Below are 18,464 nucleotides of genomic sequence, written 5' to 3'. Positions count from 1 at the left end.
CCCGCCGAAGCGTTTGCGTGCGCCCTTAAAGGGCAGGAATGCGAGGACAAGCCATGAATCGTGAAGCCGTGATGTCGATTGCCGCCGAAATCGAGTCAATGAAGCCACATTTCACCACTTTGAGCGACAGCATTTGGGATTTTGCCGAACTCAAATTCGAGGAGAGGCAATCCTCCGGGGTTCTGGCAAACGCGCTTGAGGAAAACGGCTTTGCAGTCCGCCGCGGCGTAGCCGGCATGGACACGGCCTTCATCGGTGAATTCGGTCACGGCAGGCCGGTTATTGCCTTCCTAGGCGAATTTGACGCGCTTGCCGGCATGAGCCAGATGGCCGGCGTGGCTGAGGCAAAACCGCTTGAATCCGATGCCACCGGCCATGGCTGCGGCCACAACCTGCTCGGCGTCGGCTCGCTGATGGCCGCCATCGCACTCGCCCGGCATCTGAAAGCCAACAACCTGCCCGGCACGGTGCGTTATTATGGCTGCCCCGGCGAAGAGGGCGGTTCCGGCAAGACTTTCATGGTGCGTGCCGGTCTGTTTGACGATGTCGATGCGGCTTTGACGTGGCATCCCGCGCCCTTCAACGGCGTGCGCTCCACCAACAATCTCGCGGTGCTGGAATATTTTTACCGCTTCAAAGGTGTTGCTTCCCATGCCTCCAACGCCGCCCATCTTGGTCGCTCGGCGCTCGATGCCGTTGAACTGATGAATGTCGGCGTCAATTTCCTGCGCGAACACATGCCGCAGGATTGCCGGGTGCATTATGCGATCACCGATGCCGGCGGCAAAGCGGCAAATGTGGTGCAGGCAAAGGCCGAAGTGCTCTATCTGATCCGCGCACCTGAAATGCGCCAGGCGCTCGATCTCGCAGCCCGTGTGGACAAGGTCGCGCTTGGTGCGGCCATGATGACCGAAACAGAGGTGGAGATCGTCTTCGATACCGCCTCCACCAATCTCCTGCCCAACATCACGCTCGAAACGGCGATGCATGAAAACATGGTGGCGCTTGGACCCATAGCCTTCGACGAGGCCGATCAGGCCTTCGCCAAGGTCATTCAGGACACGTTCACGGAAGAGGCAATCAAGAGCAGTATCCGGCTCTACCAGATCAAGGGCGACGTCTTTTCCAACGGGAAGATCGACGGGTCGACGCCGCTGCATCTCGGCCTGCGCGATTTCGAGGGGCAATCGCATTTTCGTGCCGGATCGACCGATGTCGGTGATGTCAGCTGGGTGACGCCGACAGCGCAATGCTGGACGCCCGCATGGGCAATCGGGACCAATCCGCACACATGGCAGGTGGTGGCGCAGGGCAAAAGCCCGGCCGCCCACAAAGCCATGGCACACGCCGCCAAGACGCTCGCATCGACAGGTCTTTCGCTGATGACCTCGCCCGAGCTGCTTGAAAGTGTCAAAAAAGAATGGCTGGAGAAAACCGAGGGCAGTGATTATGTCTGCCCCATTCCGGCGGATGTGATGCCCGGTTTTCACGATTAAGACGTGGCGCGTCTTTCGCGCCCATCCCACTCTTCCATTTGTCGCTGACGTTTTATCGCAGGCAGCCCAGCGACTTCCGCGAAAGTGCTCAGCAAGCGCATGAGCCCCCTCCGCCCACGCCAGGGCGGAGGGGGCTATCCCCGTTTTCTCTGAAAACTCCTGGTCATCACCGCCTTGTGTGCCGTCTCGCTCCACGGCCACGAAGAAAGCATTGACGTTCGAACCAAAAATGGAATAAATATATCGAACAACAGAAATTCGGTTTCATTATTCCGTTTTCTGGATGTGAGGAGTTAGCGGCGGGCTCTCGGGTCCGTTTCCGGCTGGGAGAGGTGGCGCTGGACACCGAGGAGGAGAAAACAATGAAAAAGCTTATTATCAGTGCGGCTATGTCTGTGCTTTTGGGCACGGCGGCACATGCCGAGACCGTCGGTGTTTCGATGGCCCTGTTCGACGACAACTTCCTGACGGTGCTGCGCAACGGCATGCAGGATTATTCCAAGGAGCTGAAGGGCGTCACCCTGCAAGTTGAGGACGCGCAGAACGACGTTGCCAAGCAGCAGAGCCAGATCCAGAATTTCATCGCCTCCAAGGTCGATGCGATCATCGTCAATCCGGTTGATACGGATGCGACGGCGGCCATGTCGAAACTTGCTGCTGAAGCCAAGATTCCGCTGGTTTACGTCAACCGCCAGCCGGTGAACGTGGATGCCCTGCCGGACGGCCAGGCCTTCGTGGCATCGGAAGAAACCGTGGCCGGCACGCTTGAAACCAAGGAAGTCTGCCGCCTTCTCGGTGGCAAGGGCAAGGCCGTGATCATGATGGGCGAGTTGTCCAATCAGGGCGCGCGCATGCGCACGCAGGCCGTTCACGATGTTCTGAAAACCGATGAATGCAAGGGCATTTCCGTGGTTGAAGAGCAGACGGCCAATTGGCAGCGCACGCAGGGTTCCGACCTCGGCACCAACTGGCTGTCCAGCGGTATCGAGTTCAATGCCGTCATCGCCAATAACGATGAAATGGCGATCGGCGCTGTCCAGGCGCTGAAGGCCGCGGGCAAGGACATGAAGGAATATGTCGTTGCCGGTGTGGACGCCACGCAAGACGCTCTTGCCGCCATGCAGGCAGGCGATCTCGATGTGACGGTCTTCCAGGATGCGGCTGGCCAGGGCAAGGGTGCTCTCGATGCCGCACTGAAGCTCGTCAAGGGCGACAAGGTGGATAAGAAGGTCTACATTCCCTTCCAGCTCGTTACCCCGGAAAACGTCAAGGACTACGTAGCCAAGAACTGACGACCCTTTACCGGCATTTGCGACCGTTTCAAGCAATATCGGAAGCAAATGCCGGTTCTGGACGGCAGTCGGCGTCTCAGACGCCGAGTTGAAGCAGGCTAGAATAGTATTTCAGTGAATTCAAAGTGTTACAGCGCTTTTGTGTGTCTTGACCGGCACGGCGCTGTAGGCCTCCCCGGAGGATGGGCGCTTTTTGGCGAAACCTCTTCCCCCGGTCATTTTTGTCTATCGTGGAGGATAAGATGGTCGTCAGCCCATCGACAATGGCCGCCGTGCGCGCCAGCGGCGCCGTGCCCAATGCAGAATATCTTCTCGCAGCGGACGGCATACGCAAGGAATTTCCCGGCGTTGTTGCGCTGGATGACGTTTCGTTCCACCTCAAGCGCGGCACTGTGCATGCGCTGATGGGTGAGAATGGCGCCGGTAAATCGACGCTGATGAAGATTCTGGCAGGTATCTACCAGCCGGATGTCGGAGAAATTCGCCTGAAGGGCGCTGCGATACGCCTCGATTCACCGCTTGATGCGCTCGAAAACGGCATTGCGATGATCCATCAGGAACTCAACCTGATGGCCTATATGACGGTGGCGGAAAATATATGGATTCGCCGCGAGCCGAAAAACCGGCTGGGCTTTATCGACCATGGCGAAATGTATCGCCGCACCCAGACATTGCTCGAAAGGCTCGGTATCGATCTCGATCCGGAAATGCGTGTCGGCGAACTATCGGTTGCAAGCCGGCAGATGGTCGAAATCGCCAAGGCGGTTTCCTACGATTCCGACGTTCTCATCATGGACGAACCGACGTCAGCGTTGACGGAGCGCGAGGTGGAACATCTGTTCCGTATCATCCGCGATCTCAGGGAACGCGGTATCGGCATCGTCTACATCACCCACAAGATGAATGAGCTTTTCGAGATCGCCGATGAGTTTTCCGTCTTTCGCGACGGCAAATATATCGGCACCCACGCGTCCACCGATGTGACGCGTGACGACATCATCCGCATGATGGTGGGGCGCGAAATTACCCAGATGTTTCCGAAGGAAGAGGTTCCGATCGGCGATGTGGTGCTGTCGGTCAAGAATCTGACACTGAACGGCGTCTTCCATGACGTGTCATTTGATGTTCGCGCCGGGGAAATTCTAGGCGTCGCCGGCCTTGTCGGTTCTGGCCGCTCGAACGTTGCGGAAACGGTGTTCGGCGTTACGCCGGCGTCTTCGGGCACTGTGGAAATCAACGGCAAGCCTGTGTCGATCGCAAGTCCGACAGAGGCGATCCGTCACCGCATGGCGTTCCTGACGGAAGACCGCAAGGATACCGGCTGCCTGCTGATCCTCAATATTCTTGAGAATATGCAGATCGCGGTTCTTCAGGACAAATATGTCGCCAACGGCTTCGTGCAGGAAAAGACGCTTTCGGAAGCCTGCGACGACATGTGCCGCAAGCTCAGGGTCAAGACGCCCAATCTTTACGAGCGCATCGAAAACCTGTCGGGCGGCAATCAGCAGAAGGTGCTGATCGGGCGCTGGATGCTGACACAGCCACGCATCCTCATTCTGGATGAGCCGACGCGCGGGATCGATGTTGGCGCAAAAGCCGAAATCCACAAGCTGGTTGGCGAGATGGCGCGCAATGGCGTCGCCGTTATCATGATTTCCTCCGAAATGCCGGAGGTTCTGGGCATGAGCGACCGTATCATGGTCATGCATGAAGGTCGCGTGACGGGCTTCCTTGACAGAAGTGAAGCCACACAGGTGAAAGTGATGGATCTCGCATCGCGGTGAGGCGCGCCGGGATTTCTCGAGGAGGAATGACTATGAATACGAACGCCGCCGCCAACGCAGAGTTGGATGCAAAATCCGGGCGCAAGCCGCACAGGCGCATACCGCCCGAAGCAAATATATTTTTCGTGCTGATTGGCATCGCGCTGGTTTACGAAATTCTTGGCTGGATTTTCATCGGCCAGAGCTTTCTGATGAACCAGCAGCGCCTGACGATCATGATCCTGCAGGTGTCGGTCATCGGCATCATCGCCGTCGGCGTCACGCAGGTCATCATCACCGGCGGCATCGATCTGTCCTCCGGTTCGGTCGTCGGTCTGACGGCGATGTTGTCCGCCAGCGTGGGGCAGGCCTCCACATGGCCGCGGGCGCTTTACCCGGGTCTGACCGATCTCCCTTTCTTCATGCCGCTGGCTGTCGGCATTCTGGCTGGCGCTTTGGCCGGTTTCATCAACGGGCAGCTTATAGCGCGCACGAAAATCCCGCCCTTCATCGCAACCCTCGGCATGATGGTGACGGCGCGCGGCCTTTCCAAATGGTACACCAAGGGCCAGCCGATTTCCGGTCTGACCGACGGTTTCACCTTCATCGGTACAGGTGTCTGGCCGGTCGTGGTTTTCCTCGTCGTCGCGGTTATTTTCCACGTTGCGCTGCGTTACACCCGTTACGGCAAGTTCACCTATGCCATCGGCGCCAACCAGCAGGCCGCCCGTGTTTCCGGTATCAATATCGAGGCGCATCTGATCAAGGTCTATGCCATTGCCGGCATGCTGGCCGGTCTTGCAGGCGTCGTCACCGCCGCCCGTGCACAGACGGCGCAGGCCGGCATGGGCGTGATGTATGAACTCGACGCCATCGCCGCGGCCGTTATCGGCGGCACTTCGCTCGCCGGCGGTGCCGGCCGTATTACCGGAACAGTGATCGGCACCATCATTCTCGGTGTCATGACATCCGGTTTCACGTTCCTCAGGGTCGATGCCTATTACCAGGAGATCGTCAAGGGACTGATCATCGTGGCTGCCGTCGTCGCGGACGTCTACCGCCAGAAGAAACGCGCAAAACGCTAAGCACTCCTCCTCCCGGACCTGGGGCAGGCCTTTCAGGCTTGCCCCTTTTTTTGTCCTATCGACAAGGGCCTGAGTGACCTTGGAGGGGAGGGGTCGGTTTCAGGCCTTGCTGTTCCGGTACTCGTGAACTGCCTTGCCGAAAGCTTCGAACAAAGCGCGCGAGGGTGCGTCCGTCTCGGCCCAATATTCCGGATGCCATTGCACACCAACGGCAAAGCCCTTGGCATCGATGACGGAAACGGCCTCGATCGTGCCGTCTGCCGCCGTCGCCTCCACCTGCAGGCGTGGCGCGGTCTCGGCAATTGCCTGCCGGTGCAGCGAATTGATCTGGATTTCTCCCGAGACGCCAAGATGCTGTGCAATGCAGGAGCCTTCGCGTACATGCACCGGCTGGCGGATGGCGAAGGCCACGTCGCGGTCTTCATGTTCCGGCTTGCGGTGGTCCCAGATTCCGGGCTGTTCCTGAATTTCGGAAGCAAGCGTGCCGCCCAGCGCGACGTTCAGCTCCTGAATGCCGCGACAGATGGCAAGCATCGGAATGCCGCGTTCCAACGCCCGGCGGATCAGCGGCAGGCTGGTGGCGTCGCGGGCTGGATCGAACGGGCCGTCACTCTCCTGTGCCTCTTTTCCGTAAAGAGAAGGGTGAACATTGGTGGCCGAGCCGGAGACGAGCAAGCCATCGACCCGGTCGAGGATGGCATCGACCTCATTGCCGTCTTCAAAGGCCGGAACGATGAAGGACATGACATCAGCCACCTTCAGCGCCGCGGAAAGATACTGGTTCTGCGCGGCGTGCCAGTCGGCTCCGGTGAAATGCCGGATGTCGGCGGGGACGGCGATAATCGGTTTTGGCATGGTGGCTCCGGGGGCGAATCTTCGAAAATTTGTGCGACTGCCAGCGGGCCAAGTCAAGCATGTGTTTCGTCCTCGGAGCGCGATATATGCGGCTAAAGTATAAGGCGGCGTCGTGATATTTCAGTTGCAAATAAAATAGCGAAGAGGCCGCCGAAAAAATCCCGACAAGGCTGGTTTTCCGGCAATTAATTCTTGGCGCGGGTGCTTGTCAGCTGGGCGGTAACCGTGCTTACTTTGCTGCGATGCCTGAACAGCACGAGGGGAATTCAAGCTGCGGGCAGCGTTGATATCTGGGAGGATATAGATGGATCGCCGTTCCTTTATGAAAAAAGGTGCGCTGGCAGGGGCTGCCGCGACAGCCTTGGCTGCGCCCGCAATTGCACAACAGAATACCAAGATAACCTGGCGACTGACGTCGTCGTTTCCGAAGTCGCTCGATACGATCTATGGCGGCGCCGAGGATGTTGCCAAACACGTGGCGGCCGCTACTGACGGCAATTTCACCATCCAGCCCTTTGCGGCTGGCGAAATCGTGCCCGGCCTGCAGGCGGCCGATGCCGTATCATCGGGTACGGTGGAAATGTGCCATACCTGCTCCTATTATTACGTCGGCAAGGATCCGACCTTCGCCATCGGCACGGCGATACCGTTCGGTCTTAATGCCCGCCTGACCAATTCCTGGTTCTACGAAGGCAACGGCAACAAGCTTCTCAACGAGTTTTACGCCAAGCACAATCTCTACGGCATGATATCAGGCAATACCGGCGCCCAGATGGGCGGCTGGTTCCGCAAGGAAATCAACACCGTCGACGATTTCAAGGGCGTGAAGATGCGCATTGCCGGTCTTGCCGGCAAGGTGGTGGAAAAGCTCGGCGTGGTGCCGCAGCAGATCGCTGGCGGCGACATCTATCCGGCGCTGGAAAAAGGCACCATCGACGCTGCGGAATGGGTTGGTCCGTATGACGACCACAAGCTCGGTTTCCAGAAGGTGGCGAAATACTATTATTACCCGGCCTTCTGGGAAGGCGGCCCGGTCATCCATTCTTTCGTCAATCTGGACAAGTGGAACAGCCTGCCGAAGAACTACCAGACGGTCCTGCAGGATGCCTGTGCCTTCGCAAATACCAGCATGATGGCGAAATACGACGCGAAAAACCCCATCGCCATCAAGCAGCTGGTTTCGGAAGGTGCCGTGCTGCGGCCCTTCAGCCAGGAAATCCTCGAGGCCTGCTATAAGGCGGCGTTGGAAGTCTATGCCAATATTTCAGCAACCAATCCGGATTTCAAGAAGATCTACGAGGATCAGGTCGCCTTCAAGCGTGAGGGTTACCTGTGGATGCAGCTTGCGGAATATACTTTCGATACTTTCATGATGATCCAGCAGCGTAACGGCAAGCTCTGATTATTCGGTGCGGCGGACCGGACAAAAGCCTCGGGGACTTCGGTCTCCGGGGTTTTTGTTGTGCCGTCGCGCCTGCATGCGCCCGACAGGAAAGGGCGATTGACGATCAGGGCTGTCGGAAGCAAAAGCAGCGGGCTCAGTGACTGGCTGCAGTGTCGGCAAGGATTGGCCACGCCGACCTCGGAAAAACCGGACAGGCTGGTCGATGACTGTCAGGTTCAATTTCCACACAGAGTAAATGGAAGGCAGGGTGCAACCCTGTCTTCCACTCAGCAACGATAAGTTCTCCGAAAAATCCTTAAAAGACGCCGGTTAAGGCCCGATCTTCGGTGGTTCACCGAGGTTAGGCATGCCTGGCAACCCACCCGGCTGGCCTCCTGGCAGGCCGAAATTGGGCATGGTGTTGCCGCCCTGATTGCCGAAGGCAGGCACTTCGATCTTGATGGAGTTGAGGTCCACCTGGGGTGCTTTGTCCAACCAGTAGGTGACGGATTCCGGCCAGAAGATCACGATGGCGACGAGGATGAGCTGCATGCCGAGCCAGGGAATGGCACCCATGTAGATATCCGAGGTCTTGACCGTGCGCGGCGCGATTGAGCGCAGGTAGAACAGCGCGAAACCGAAGGGCGGGTGCATGAAGCTGGTCTGCATGTTGATGCAGATCAGCACGCCGAACCAGATCAGGTCGATGCCGAGCGCCTGCGCGATGGGTGCGAGCATCGGGATGACGATGAAGGCGATCTCGAAGAAATCGAGGAAGAAGGCGAGGAAGAAGATGAAGATGTTGACGAAGATCAGGAAGCCGATCGGGCCGCCCGGAATGCCCGACAACATGTGCTCGATCCACAGTGAACCGTCCATGCCCTGAAAGACGAGGGAAAAGCAGGTGGCGCCTACCAGAATGAACACCACCATGGACGTGATGTGCATGGTGGAATGCATGCCCTGCTTGACGAGGTCCCAGGTGAGGCGGCGGTGGGCTGCGGCCAGCGCCATGGCGCCGACGACGCCGAGCGCGCCGGCTTCCGTTGGTGTTGCAAGGCCGAGGAAGATGGTGCCGAGCACGAGGAAGATCAGCACGATGGAGGGCACCATGCCCGCCAGCACGCGAAATACCAGTGCACGGTTGAGTTCGCCCCGCGCTTCCGGCGGCAAAGCAGGCAAATCCTTCGGCCGCACGATCGACATGAACAGGATGAAGAGCATGAAGATGGCGACTTGCAGGATCGACGGGCCGATCGCGCCGAGATACATGTCGCCGACGGATTTACCGAGCTGGTCGGCAAGAACGATCAGCACGAGCGAAGGTGGAATGACCTGCGTGATGGTTCCCGACGCGGCGATGACGCCGGTTGCAAGCCGCGGATTGTAACCGTATTTTAGCATGATCGGCAGCGAGATGACGCCCATGGTGATGACGGAGGCCGCAACCGTGCCGGTGATCGCGCCAAGGATTGCGCCGACGATGATGACGGCATAGGCGAGGCCGCCCGGAATGGCGCCGAACAGCTTGCCCGTGCCTTCAAGCAAATCTTCGGCAAGCCCGCATCGCTCCAGGATCGCGCCCATGAAGGTGAAGAAGGGAATGGCGAGCAGCAGGTCGTTCGAGACGATGCCGAAGATGCGCAGCGGCAAGGCCTGAAGGAAGGCCGGCGAAAAATGCTCGGTGAAGATGCCGATGACGCCGAAAACCAGACCGACGGTGGCAAGAGAGAAAGCGACCGGAAATCCGTAGAGCATGAAGATGATCATGCCGAGGAACATCAGTGGCGGAAGAATACCATATTCGAACATGGGAAATATCCTGAAGGTTCAGATCGCGGCGATCATTGCAGGGGTTTTTCGTACTTCGTATCGAGCGCATAAAGCCCGTTGAGGGCGCCGATGCGCTTGATGAGTTCGGAAAATCCCTGAAGAACCAGAAGGGCGAAACCGGCGAAGATGATGAGTTTCACCGGCCAGCGGATGAGCCCGCCGGCATTGGAGGACATTTCGTTCTGATGCCAGGAAAGCATGAACATCGGCCAGGAAAGCCAGGCCAGATAAAAGCAGGCGGGCATAAGAAAAAGTACGATGCCGATGATGTCCACCCACAGGCGCGTGCGAGACGAGATAGCCCCGTAGATGATGTCGACCCGCACATGTTCGTTCATGCGCAGCGTGTAGGAGGCACCCACCAGCACGATAAAGGCAAACATGTACCACTGGATTTCGAGCCAGCCGTTTGAACTATAATTGAAGGTATAACGCACCATGGCGTTTCCGGCGCTGACGAGGCAGCAGACAAGCACCAGATAACCGGCGACCTTGCCCAGAGCTTCGCTGACAAGGTCGATCAGCGCACTTAATTTCAAAAGCGGTTTCATGACTTTCCCCTCTTCCCTTGCCGGGCCCTTTGCGGGTTATGGTGGCAAGCAAGCCGGTCGGCCATCGTGACGGGCACGCCTCCACGCGTATCCGCACAGCCAAATTCCGGCGTTCCTCCCCACAGAATCCCGTGTATGGGCAGGTTGTCCGAAAAGCAACCGAAACCACTATTAAACCGGCCGCATGGCCGCCGTTTTCAACCGTTTACAAAAGAATGTTGCATGACGGCACGCTTTGCACTGCATACCGTTTGCCCCGCTTGCCATCGATGTTCTTTCGTGTGGAACGCATTGCACTTTTCGCCGACTTCATGTTACCTCTGGCTCCGGAGAATCCGGCATGGGCCCGTTATCGTCCGCGGGGCAAATTGTCTTGTGCGGCGGGTATGGCGGATGGAGCAGAAGGGGAAGCGGAATGAGCGAACACCACACAGGTCCGGTCGAAGTTGGCGCCGAGATGAACTACGCCGAGCATGAAAAGACCTATAACGCTTTTCTTGCGATGACGAAGTACGGCACGATGCTGGTCTGTGTGCTGATGTTGGCCATGGTCGCGGGTTTCTTTACGTCCGTGGGTTTCCTTGGCGGCCTTATCGTTTTCCTCGTGCTTTCGGCTGCGGGTTTCATTCTGCTGCGCTGAGCGACGCTGTTCACAAGCGTTTCGCGGCGCAGGACGTTGCGATGCCGGGCAACCGGCAGGCCCCAACCCGGAAAGGCGAAGCAATGAAACGCCTGTTTTCCTGGCTGTTATTACTGGCGGTGATGTCGCATCCCGCTTTGTCGCGCGATCTTTTGCCGTCCGAGCAGGACAAGCTGCGAACACAGATAGAGCGGTTCAGCGCCGCCTTGAATGCGCAGGATTTTGATTTTGTCGGCCGGACGGTGCCGCCGAAAATCTTTGAATTCATTGCAAACGACGCGGGTGTTTCCGTCGGGCAGTTGCGTAGCGCTCTGACCACGCAGATGCAAATGGCGCTTGCGGCAGTCAAGATCACCGAATTCACCATGGACACGGCGGCGATCAGTGTGCAGCAGACGCCTGATGGAACGCCCTATGCACTCGTTCCGACGAAAACGGTGATGGAAACCGGCGGCCAGACGATCGAAGCGAAATCCCATACCCTGGCGCTTATCGACGGTACGCAATGGTATTTGCTGCGTGTGAGCGATCAGCAGCAGGTGACGATCCTGCGAAAGGTCTATCCGTCCTTCGCCACGGTGGAGTTTCCGGAAGATTCCGTACAGCAGGTGAAATAGCGCGCAGGCGTCCGCTTAAACTGTAAAAACTCTAACCGGCTTGAAACCGGATTTCCGCATTTTCAGGAAAAACGCCCCGGACGGAACGGATCGACCGATATTGCGGTCTCCTCACCGTTTGCCAGTTGCGTCACGAGGCGGGCGGTAGCTGCCGATTGTGTCAGCCCCAGATGACCATGGCCGAAGGCATAGATGACGGAAGGTGTGGTGCGCGCGGTGCCGATGACGGGAAGACAGTCCGGCATCGAAGGGCGGAACCCCATCCATTGCTGGCCGCCTTCCACCTTAAGACCGGGCAGGAAACGCCCGGCTTTCTTGAGCATGGCCTCGGATCGCTTGAAATTCGGCTTCAATTCCAGACCGCCCAACTCGACTGCGCCGCCAACGCGGATACCAGAAGATAGCGGGGTGACGACAAAACCGTGGTCGTTGAAATAAAGCTGGCGCGTGAGGTTGAAGGCGCCGGCGGGCAGGGTGGTGTTATAGCCGCGTTCGGTTTCCAGCGGCACGATGTTGCCAAGTGTTGCGGCAAGCGGCTTGGACCACGCGCCGCAGGCGATCACCACCTTGTCGGCGTCGATCTTGTCGCCGTTTTCCAGGGTCACGATCGTACTTTCGCCGACGGCGTCGATGCGTTCTGCCTCGCCCTTGCGCAGCTTTCCGCCACGGGCGATCACCAGATCGAAAATGGCACGGGTGAAGTCGTAGGGATCGGAGACCTGCAAGCCATCAGGCGAGAACATGGCGTGGCGGAATTGCGGGGCAAGACCCGGCTGCAACTCGTCTATCTCGTTGCGGCCGACACGCTTGGAAGAGAAGCCTGCCTGTTCCTTTTCATCCCAGTCCTTGCGGGCAGCGTTGAGGCTGGCTTCGCTGTCGTAAAGATCGAGCGTGCCGGTTTTCGCGACAAAGTGCGAGAGCTCCGGCATGGCGGCGACATGGGCCATTTCGGTGGCAGACAGCCGGTTGATCTCGCTGAGCGCTCTCAGGCCGTGGCGAAAGTTGCGCTCAGCGCTGGCGCGCCAGAAACGCCACAGCCACGGCGCGATCTTCGGCGCATAGGCAGGCGGCACGCTGAGCGGGCCGAGCGGATCGAAAAGCCAGCGCGGTGCTTTTCTCATGATGCCGGGGGCGGGAATGGGGATGATTTCGGGAAAGGCCAGGATGCCGGCATTACCGGAGCTCGCGCCCCGGGCAACTTCACCGCGCTCCAGAAGAAAGACCTCACGCCCGGCATTTTGCAGGTAAAGCGCCGCCATCGAACCGATAATGCCGGTGCCGATCACCAGCACGTCGCATTTCAGGGTTTTGGTCATCGGCGCTCCTGCAACACAAATCTTTCAAGCCCGCCATAACAATGAATGCCGTACCGATGAAAGCCCGTATCGCTCTGCTGCGGCAGAAATATCAGCACTGTGGCAAATAAGCGGTTCTCATCCGGTGCGGACGGGTTGGTAAAGGGAGCGGGGTCTGAAGTATTCTTGCCAACAGTTTCGGCCATTGGACCAATAGTTATGGGTCATCATTAATTGCTATTTAACGGTGTCCGGCTAGGTTTCGCGTGCACGCAGACCGATCCGTTATTTTCATCTCTTTGGCATCGAGGAGGAAAGGTCCGCATACAGGTTATTGTTGGGAGTTCAAAGACATGTCTCAATTTTTCAAACTCGGTACGGACGCATCTGCGGTACTTGATGCCCTAAGCCGCTCGCAAGCCATCATCGAGTTCGATCTGACTGGAAAAATTCTGAAGGCGAACGACAATTTCTGCAAGGCGGTCGGCTATCAGCAATCAGAAATCATCGGACGCCCTCACAGCATGTTCCTGTCTCCCGAAGATGTAGCGTCACCCGAATACAAGGCCTTCTGGGCGAAACTCTCACGCGGCGAATACGATCAGGGCCAATATCGGCGGCGGTCGAAAACCGGCGACGACATCTGGATTGAAGCCTCCTACAATCCGGTTTTTCGTTTCGGCAAACCTTACAAGGTGGTCAAGATCGCTTCCGATATCACGGCGACGAAGCGCCGAAGCACCGAGGATAACGGCAAGCTGGCGGCGCTTTCGCGGGCGCAGGCGATGATCGAGTTCACGCCCGAGGGGAAAATTCTCTCCGCAAATGAAAACTTCCTGACAGCACTCGGCTACACAGCGGAAGAGATCATCGGCAACCATCATTCGATGTTTTGTGAGCGTGGCTACGTGCAGTCCGAAGAGTACCGGAATTTCTGGAAGGATCTTAGTAAGGGCGAGTTCTCGACCGGTCAGTTCATGCGGCTTGGCAAGAACGAAAAACGCGTCTTCATCCAGGCGTCCTACAACCCGATCATCGACGAGCGGGGAAAAGTCGTCAAGGTGGTGAAATTCGCCTTCGATATAACGGACCGCGTCCATGCGGTGGAAGAACTGGGCGCTGCGCTTGAGCGTCTTTCCCAGTGCAACATCCGCGTCACGCTCGACAAGCCTTTCGTGGGTGAGTTCGAGGGGCTGAGACGGGATTTCAACAAGTCCATCGCCGAATTCCAGAAAACCCTGGAAAATGTTCTTGGGCAGACCGATGACCTGACCAGAAGCAGCCAGGAAGTCAGCGAAGCCTCTGTTCATCTCGCCGAAAGATCGCGCGAGCAGGCCGTGGCGCTGGAGGAAACCTCGGCGGCGCTGGAAGAAATCACCGCGACCGTACGGGCATCGACGGAAAACACCAAGGAAACCCGAAAACTCGTTCAGAGTGCGCGGACGTCAACGGCGGCTTCCACGGAAGTCGTTGGGCGTACCGTCAACGCCATGCAGCGCATCGAGACGGCATCGCGGGAAATCAGCCAGATTATCGGCGTTATCGACGAAATCGCCTTCCAGACCAACCTTCTTGCCCTGAATGCGGGCGTCGAAGCCGCACGCGCGGGCGATGCGGGCAAGGGTTTTGCGGTCGTGGCACAGGAGGTGCGCGAACTTGCGCAACGCTCCGCCAGTGCCGCCAAGGAAATCAAGGCGCTCATCAACAATTCCGGCACCGAGGTTCTGGAAGGCGTGCGGCTTGTCGGCGAGACAGGTGAGGCGCTGAAGCAGATCGATGCGCTGGTGAAGCACATTGACGGCAATGTCGATATGATCGCCAAGGCCGCCGATGAACAGGCCTTAGGCATCAGCGAAATCAACCGTGCAGTCAACCAGCTCGACCGGATGACGCAGGAAAACGCGGCGATGAGCGCGCGCACGACCGCCATTAGCGCTACCCTTGCCCAGGGTGCGGATGTACTGGCGCAACTGGTCAGCCTGTTCAAACTGAACCGCCGCGCGACCCAGCGCGACGACGGGGCATCCATTTCATCCAACTCGTCGCGGACGAGCCACAGTGTGAAACTGTCGGGAAGGAAAGCGGCCTGACGGATCGGCGACAGCCTGCTTCTACGTGAGCCTCTTGTCATGCGGATGCCCGTCGCCGGGCATCCGTTTTTTATGCCCGCAGGGCAGGCCTGTTGATGCCGAGATGGTCGCGCAACGTCGAGCCTTCGTATTCCTTGCGGAACAGGCCACGTTCCTGCAAGAGCGGCACGACTTCGCGGTTGAATTCGTCCAGCCCACCGGGGAAGAAGGGCGGCATGACGTTGAAGCCGTCTGCGGCGCCGTTCTCGAACCACTCCTGCATGCGATCCGCAACGTCCTTGGCCGTGCCCATGACGATATGGTGGCCACGACCAGCTGCAACGCGCAGCGCCAGTTCCCGGATCGTCAACTTTTCGCGGCGCGCCAGTTCGGTCAAAAGTTCGGCGCGGCTGCGCAACTGGTCGGAAATAGGCAGGTCCGGCAGCGGGCCGTCGAGATCGTACTCGGTAAGGCTATGGCCGATGCGTTCCTCAAGCAACGGCATGGCGCTCTTGATGTCGGTCCAGCGGTTCAGCTCCTTCAGCTTTTCGCCGGCCTCTTCGAAACTCTTGCCGATGATGGGCATGAAACCGGGCATTACGGCGACGCTTGCGGGATCGCGGCCGAATTTCTCCACTCGCGCCTTTAGGCTGGTGTAGAAGGCCTGCGCCTCGGAAATGGCCTGCTGGGCTGTGAAGACGATATCGGCAGTGCGGGCGGCGAGATCCTGTCCCGGGCCGGAGGAGCCGGCCTGAATGAGAACCGGGTGACCCTGTGGCGAACGCGGAATGTTCAGCGGACCCTTCACCGTGAAATATTTGCCTTCGTGATCGAGAATATGGACCTTCTGCGGATCGACGTAACGGCCGCCTTCCTTGTCCTTTACGAAGGCGTCGTCGTCCCAGCTGTCCCACAGGCCACGCACGACGTTCACATATTCTTCCGCAACGGCATAACGCTCGTCATGCTCAGGATGGCTCTTGGAGAAGTTCGCCGCCGTGCGGGCATAGGAGGTGGTAACGATGTTCCACGCCGCACGCCCGTGGCTGAGATGGTCGATGGAGGCGAAGGCGCGTGCGGTGTGGTAGGGCTCACCATAGGTGGTGGAGGCGGTGGCGGCCAGTCCGATCTTGTTTGTCACCATGGCAAGCGCCGCAAGCAGGGTAAGCGGCTCGAAACGGGCGATCATCGAGGGATGGGCGTCGACGCCGCTGGTGAGGCCATCGGCCAGAAAGACCATGTCGAACTTGGCCTCTTCGGCCATTTTCGTGACGCGGGTCAACAGGTCGAAATTCTCGCTGCCGGCCTCCGCATCCGGGTGACGCCAGCCGGAAACGTGGTGGCCTGCTCCTTGCAGGAACAGGCCAAGATGCATCTGTCTTTTGCGGGTAGTCGTGGTCATGGTGATCATGCCTTTATTTCGGTCGTGTTATATTTGCGTTGCCAGAAGCGCTTCTAGCTTCTTGAGGTCGGCTGAGGTTTTCATGGTCCGCACCAGTGCCGGAATTCCGGCGAATTTTTCATTGCCGCCAGTGGCGTCGGCAAATTTTTCCGTGGGGTCATCAATGCCGGGAAGACCGTCAATGCGGCGCGACAGCACCGTGCCGTCCTTCTTCGTCACGTCGATGACCACGAAACGGGTGGTAGGATCCGGCGAGAGGCGGCGGGCGGTCTCGTCGTGCCGGCGCGAGACTTTTGCGGAAAGTCCAAGCAGGTCGGCGCGTGCAGGACGTTCGTCGAAATGGGTGATGCCGAGTGCGCCATCCGTCAGTGCGGCTGCGAAGACATATTCGGCGCTGAAACGCGCATCGATGCCCGTGGCGGGTGTGGCCGAACCCACAAGAGCGGCATCGCCTCCCGGGGGAAAGGTGATGACGACAGTTTCGATTTCATCTGGTGCCAGATCATTGGCGCTGCGCAGTGCAAGCGCACCGACGGCAACAGGGTGGCTGGCGGTGCAGCAGGGAAATGCCTTGAGCGTCAATCCGGGAGAGACGATCTGCCAGGGTGTGCCCCAGCCGGACAGGAGCCGTTTCGGCTGTTCCGCGCCAAAGGCGAAGGCGGAATAAAAGCCGATAGGGTTTTCCAGAAAATCCGGCGCGCCCTGAAAACCTGATCTTGCCAGCTGCGCGGCGGTGAGGCCAGCGCGTGTCGCAAGCCCGGCATGCAGGGGCTTCGCATCATAACCGAATTGCAGGCGAAGTCCGGCAGATTGCGTGGCGGCAAGGCCGAGTGCGATAGCGGTCGTCTGCGGGGTGAATTTCAGAAGATGGGCGATGGCCGCTGCCGCACCGATGGGGCCGAGGGTCGCGGTGGCGTGGAAGCCATTTTCGTAATGCTTGGTGCCGAGCGACAGGCCAAGCCGCGCCATGGTTTCCAGCCCGACAATATAGGCGGCAATAAATGCGTCCGCCATAGAGCCTTCCTCGACCGCAACAGCCAATAGAGCGGGAACGATGGCGACGGTGGGGTGGCCGCGTACGCTGCCGTGGACGTCGTCATAATCCAGCACGTGCCCCGCATGACCATTGATGAGGGCGGCGGTGAAAGCCTCCGTGCGCAGATCATTGCCGACAATGCCCGCCGTGCCGGATGTGCCTGACGTAAAGCTGTCGATGAGGATTTTCGTGCTTCGGTCGGAAGCGCCACCTAGCATACAGGCGAAAAAGTCGATCAGCGCCGTACGGGCGATCGTCACAGCCTCTTCGTCGCGGAGCGGATCAGAGGCGGCGATGGCTTCTGCCAGATGAAGGGTGAGTTTTTCGTCGGCGGTCATGGCGTCAGATCCCTTCGCCGTCGGCGACCCGTGCCACCTGTCCGCCGAGGCCCTTTACGAAGGCGTTGATACGCGGATTGGTAGACTTGTAGAAGATATGCTCCGGCGTGCCCTGATCGACGATCAGGCCGTTTTCCGTGAAGACGATATTGTCGCTGATTTCCTCGGCGAAGCGCATTTCGTGGGTCACGAGAATGCTGGTCATGCCGTCATTGACGAGATCGCGGATGACGGCGAGCACTTCGCCCACGGTTTCCGGATCGAGTGCGGAGGTAACCTCGTCGAACAGCACCAGTTCAGGCCGCATGGCAAGCGCGCGGGCAATGGCCACACGCTGCTGCTGGCCGCCGGACAGCTGACCGGGATAGGCATCCACTTTCTGCGACAGGCGGACTTTTTCCAGCAATTCGCGGGCATGACGCTCGGCTTCCGCCTTCGGCGTGCCGAGGATTTTGATTGGCGCGATGGTGATGTTTTCCATCACCGTCAGATGCGGGAAGAGGTTGAACTGCTGGAAGACGATGCCGATGCGCTTGCGCAGCGTTATGCGCTCAGCTTCCGTTTTCAGCTGATCGACGCGGGTGCCGCCCACGGTGATCTTGCCAGATTGCGGAATGAGCAGGCCGTTGATGCAGCGCAGGATCGTGGATTTGCCCGAGCCGGAAGGGCCGATGATGGAGACGGCGTCGCCCTTGTTGACGGTGAGATCAATGCCTTTGAGCACTTGATTGTCGCCGAAGGACAGGTGCACGCCTTCCAGTTCAACCAGAGCTTTGGTGGCGGTTTGGGGGGCGGATGCGGGCATGGT

General features: G+C 58.7%; 15 protein-coding genes. 8 read left to right on the top strand and 7 right to left on the bottom strand.

Annotated features, from left to right (window positions below; all coding sequences use genetic code 11):
- Positions 1-53: 53 nt before the first annotated feature.
- The 4 genes from CRP02_RS05615 (at position 54) to CRP02_RS05595 (ending at position 5,636) form a co-directional block, all read left to right on the top strand.
- Entirely contained in the window at positions 54-1,496 is a 1,443-nt protein-coding gene (locus CRP02_RS05615; RefSeq protein ID WP_097170501.1) for a M20 family metallopeptidase, read from the top strand.
- 362 nt (positions 1,497-1,858) lie between these two features.
- Positions 1,859-2,788 (top strand): sugar ABC transporter substrate-binding protein, encoded by a 930-nt coding sequence (locus CRP02_RS05605; protein WP_097170500.1) that lies wholly within the window; start codon positions 1,859-1,861, stop codon positions 2,786-2,788.
- 242 nt (positions 2,789-3,030) lie between these two features.
- Positions 3,031-4,572 (top strand): sugar ABC transporter ATP-binding protein, encoded by a 1,542-nt coding sequence (locus CRP02_RS05600; RefSeq protein WP_097170499.1) that lies wholly within the window; start codon positions 3,031-3,033, stop codon positions 4,570-4,572.
- Positions 4,573-4,604: 32 nt separating this feature from the next.
- Positions 4,605-5,636: an ABC transporter permease gene (locus CRP02_RS05595; protein WP_025595623.1), complete on the top strand. Its 1,032-nt coding sequence runs from the start codon at positions 4,605-4,607 to the stop codon at positions 5,634-5,636.
- Positions 5,637-5,735: 99 nt separating this feature from the next.
- Here CRP02_RS05595 and CRP02_RS05590 read toward each other — a convergent pair whose 3' ends face one another.
- Positions 5,736-6,491, bottom strand: a complete 756-nt coding sequence (locus CRP02_RS05590; protein WP_097100463.1) for a gamma-glutamyl-gamma-aminobutyrate hydrolase family protein — start codon at positions 6,489-6,491, stop codon at positions 5,736-5,738.
- 304 nt (positions 6,492-6,795) lie between these two features.
- Between CRP02_RS05590 and CRP02_RS05585 the strand changes: the two genes are divergently transcribed.
- Positions 6,796-7,893, top strand: coding sequence for a TRAP transporter substrate-binding protein (locus CRP02_RS05585; RefSeq protein ID WP_097170498.1), 1,098 nt, complete (start codon positions 6,796-6,798; stop codon positions 7,891-7,893).
- Positions 7,894-8,205: 312 nt separating this feature from the next.
- Here the strand turns inward: CRP02_RS05585 and CRP02_RS05580 are convergent, their stop codons facing one another.
- Both CRP02_RS05580 and CRP02_RS05575 read right to left on the bottom strand, forming a co-directional pair.
- Entirely contained in the window at positions 8,206-9,687 is a 1,482-nt protein-coding gene (locus CRP02_RS05580) for a TRAP transporter large permease (protein ID WP_003510985.1), read from the bottom strand.
- 32 nt (positions 9,688-9,719) lie between these two features.
- Positions 9,720-10,259 carry a TRAP transporter small permease subunit gene (locus CRP02_RS05575; RefSeq protein ID WP_003510982.1) on the bottom strand — a complete coding sequence of 180 codons (540 nt, stop codon included), beginning with the start codon at positions 10,257-10,259 and terminating at the stop codon, positions 9,720-9,722.
- 415 nt (positions 10,260-10,674) lie between these two features.
- On the opposite strand from CRP02_RS05575, the gene CRP02_RS05565 reads away from it, so the two are divergent.
- Both CRP02_RS05565 and CRP02_RS05560 read left to right on the top strand, forming a co-directional pair.
- Positions 10,675-10,899: an aa3-type cytochrome c oxidase subunit IV gene (locus tag CRP02_RS05565; RefSeq protein ID WP_003510978.1), complete on the top strand. Its 225-nt coding sequence runs from the start codon at positions 10,675-10,677 to the stop codon at positions 10,897-10,899.
- 83 nt (positions 10,900-10,982) lie between these two features.
- A complete protein-coding gene (locus tag CRP02_RS05560; RefSeq protein ID WP_097170496.1) occupies positions 10,983-11,516 on the top strand; it encodes a hypothetical protein in 534 nt (177 codons plus the stop codon).
- Positions 11,517-11,578: 62 nt separating this feature from the next.
- Here CRP02_RS05560 and CRP02_RS05555 read toward each other — a convergent pair whose 3' ends face one another.
- Entirely contained in the window at positions 11,579-12,832 is a 1,254-nt protein-coding gene (locus tag CRP02_RS05555; RefSeq protein ID WP_097100111.1) for an NAD(P)/FAD-dependent oxidoreductase, read from the bottom strand.
- A gap of 332 nt (positions 12,833-13,164) precedes the next feature.
- On the opposite strand from CRP02_RS05555, the gene CRP02_RS05550 reads away from it, so the two are divergent.
- Complete coding sequence (locus CRP02_RS05550; RefSeq protein WP_097100112.1) at positions 13,165-14,901, top strand: methyl-accepting chemotaxis protein; 1,737 nt, start codon at positions 13,165-13,167, stop codon at positions 14,899-14,901.
- Positions 14,902-14,971: 70 nt separating this feature from the next.
- On the opposite strand, the gene CRP02_RS05545 is transcribed toward CRP02_RS05550, so the two are convergent.
- Genes CRP02_RS05545 through CRP02_RS05535 form a run of 3 tightly spaced genes read right to left on the bottom strand, consistent with a single transcriptional unit; the run spans position 14,972 to position 18,461 of the window.
- Entirely contained in the window at positions 14,972-16,291 is a 1,320-nt protein-coding gene (locus tag CRP02_RS05545; protein ID WP_174003016.1) for an LLM class flavin-dependent oxidoreductase, read from the bottom strand.
- Between the two features lie 18 nt (positions 16,292-16,309).
- A complete protein-coding gene (locus CRP02_RS05540) occupies positions 16,310-17,656 on the bottom strand; it encodes an MmgE/PrpD family protein (RefSeq protein ID WP_097170495.1) in 1,347 nt (448 codons plus the stop codon).
- A 4-nt stretch (positions 17,657-17,660) separates the two neighbouring features.
- The gene (locus tag CRP02_RS05535) at positions 17,661-18,461 is read right to left on the bottom strand and encodes an amino acid ABC transporter ATP-binding protein (RefSeq protein ID WP_097171255.1); all 801 of its coding nucleotides are present in this window, start codon (positions 18,459-18,461) and stop codon (positions 17,661-17,663) included.
- Between the last annotated feature and the right edge of the window lie 3 nt (positions 18,462-18,464).

The sequence above is a fragment of the Rhizobium sp. AN5 genome (genome assembly GCF_900215255.1).
GTDB classification, from domain to species: domain Bacteria; phylum Pseudomonadota; class Alphaproteobacteria; order Rhizobiales; family Rhizobiaceae; genus Agrobacterium; species Agrobacterium tumefaciens.
Note: the sequence above shows the minus strand (reverse complement) of the source record. Positions and strands in the feature narration are given on the sequence as shown.

Coding starts and splice junctions, on each gene's coding strand:
- CRP02_RS05615 (WP_097170501.1), top strand. CDS start 54: ATGAATCGTGAAGCCGTGATGTCGATTGCCGCCGAAATCGAGTCAATG.
- CRP02_RS05605 (WP_097170500.1), top strand. CDS start 1,859: ATGAAAAAGCTTATTATCAGTGCGGCTATGTCTGTGCTTTTGGGCACG.
- CRP02_RS05600 (WP_097170499.1), top strand. CDS start 3,031: ATGGTCGTCAGCCCATCGACAATGGCCGCCGTGCGCGCCAGCGGCGCC.
- CRP02_RS05595 (WP_025595623.1), top strand. CDS start 4,605: ATGAATACGAACGCCGCCGCCAACGCAGAGTTGGATGCAAAATCCGGG.
- CRP02_RS05590 (WP_097100463.1), bottom strand. CDS start 6,491: ATGCCAAAACCGATTATCGCCGTCCCCGCCGACATCCGGCATTTCACC.
- CRP02_RS05585 (WP_097170498.1), top strand. CDS start 6,796: ATGGATCGCCGTTCCTTTATGAAAAAAGGTGCGCTGGCAGGGGCTGCC.
- CRP02_RS05580 (WP_003510985.1), bottom strand. CDS start 9,687: ATGTTCGAATATGGTATTCTTCCGCCACTGATGTTCCTCGGCATGATC.
- CRP02_RS05575 (WP_003510982.1), bottom strand. CDS start 10,259: ATGAAACCGCTTTTGAAATTAAGTGCGCTGATCGACCTTGTCAGCGAA.
- CRP02_RS05565 (WP_003510978.1), top strand. CDS start 10,675: ATGAGCGAACACCACACAGGTCCGGTCGAAGTTGGCGCCGAGATGAAC.
- CRP02_RS05560 (WP_097170496.1), top strand. CDS start 10,983: ATGAAACGCCTGTTTTCCTGGCTGTTATTACTGGCGGTGATGTCGCAT.
- CRP02_RS05555 (WP_097100111.1), bottom strand. CDS start 12,832: ATGACCAAAACCCTGAAATGCGACGTGCTGGTGATCGGCACCGGCATT.
- CRP02_RS05550 (WP_097100112.1), top strand. CDS start 13,165: ATGTCTCAATTTTTCAAACTCGGTACGGACGCATCTGCGGTACTTGAT.
- CRP02_RS05545 (WP_174003016.1), bottom strand. CDS start 16,291: ATGATCACCATGACCACGACTACCCGCAAAAGACAGATGCATCTTGGC.
- CRP02_RS05540 (WP_097170495.1), bottom strand. CDS start 17,656: ATGACCGCCGACGAAAAACTCACCCTTCATCTGGCAGAAGCCATCGCC.
- CRP02_RS05535 (WP_097171255.1), bottom strand. CDS start 18,461: ATGCCCGCATCCGCCCCCCAAACCGCCACCAAAGCTCTGGTTGAACTG.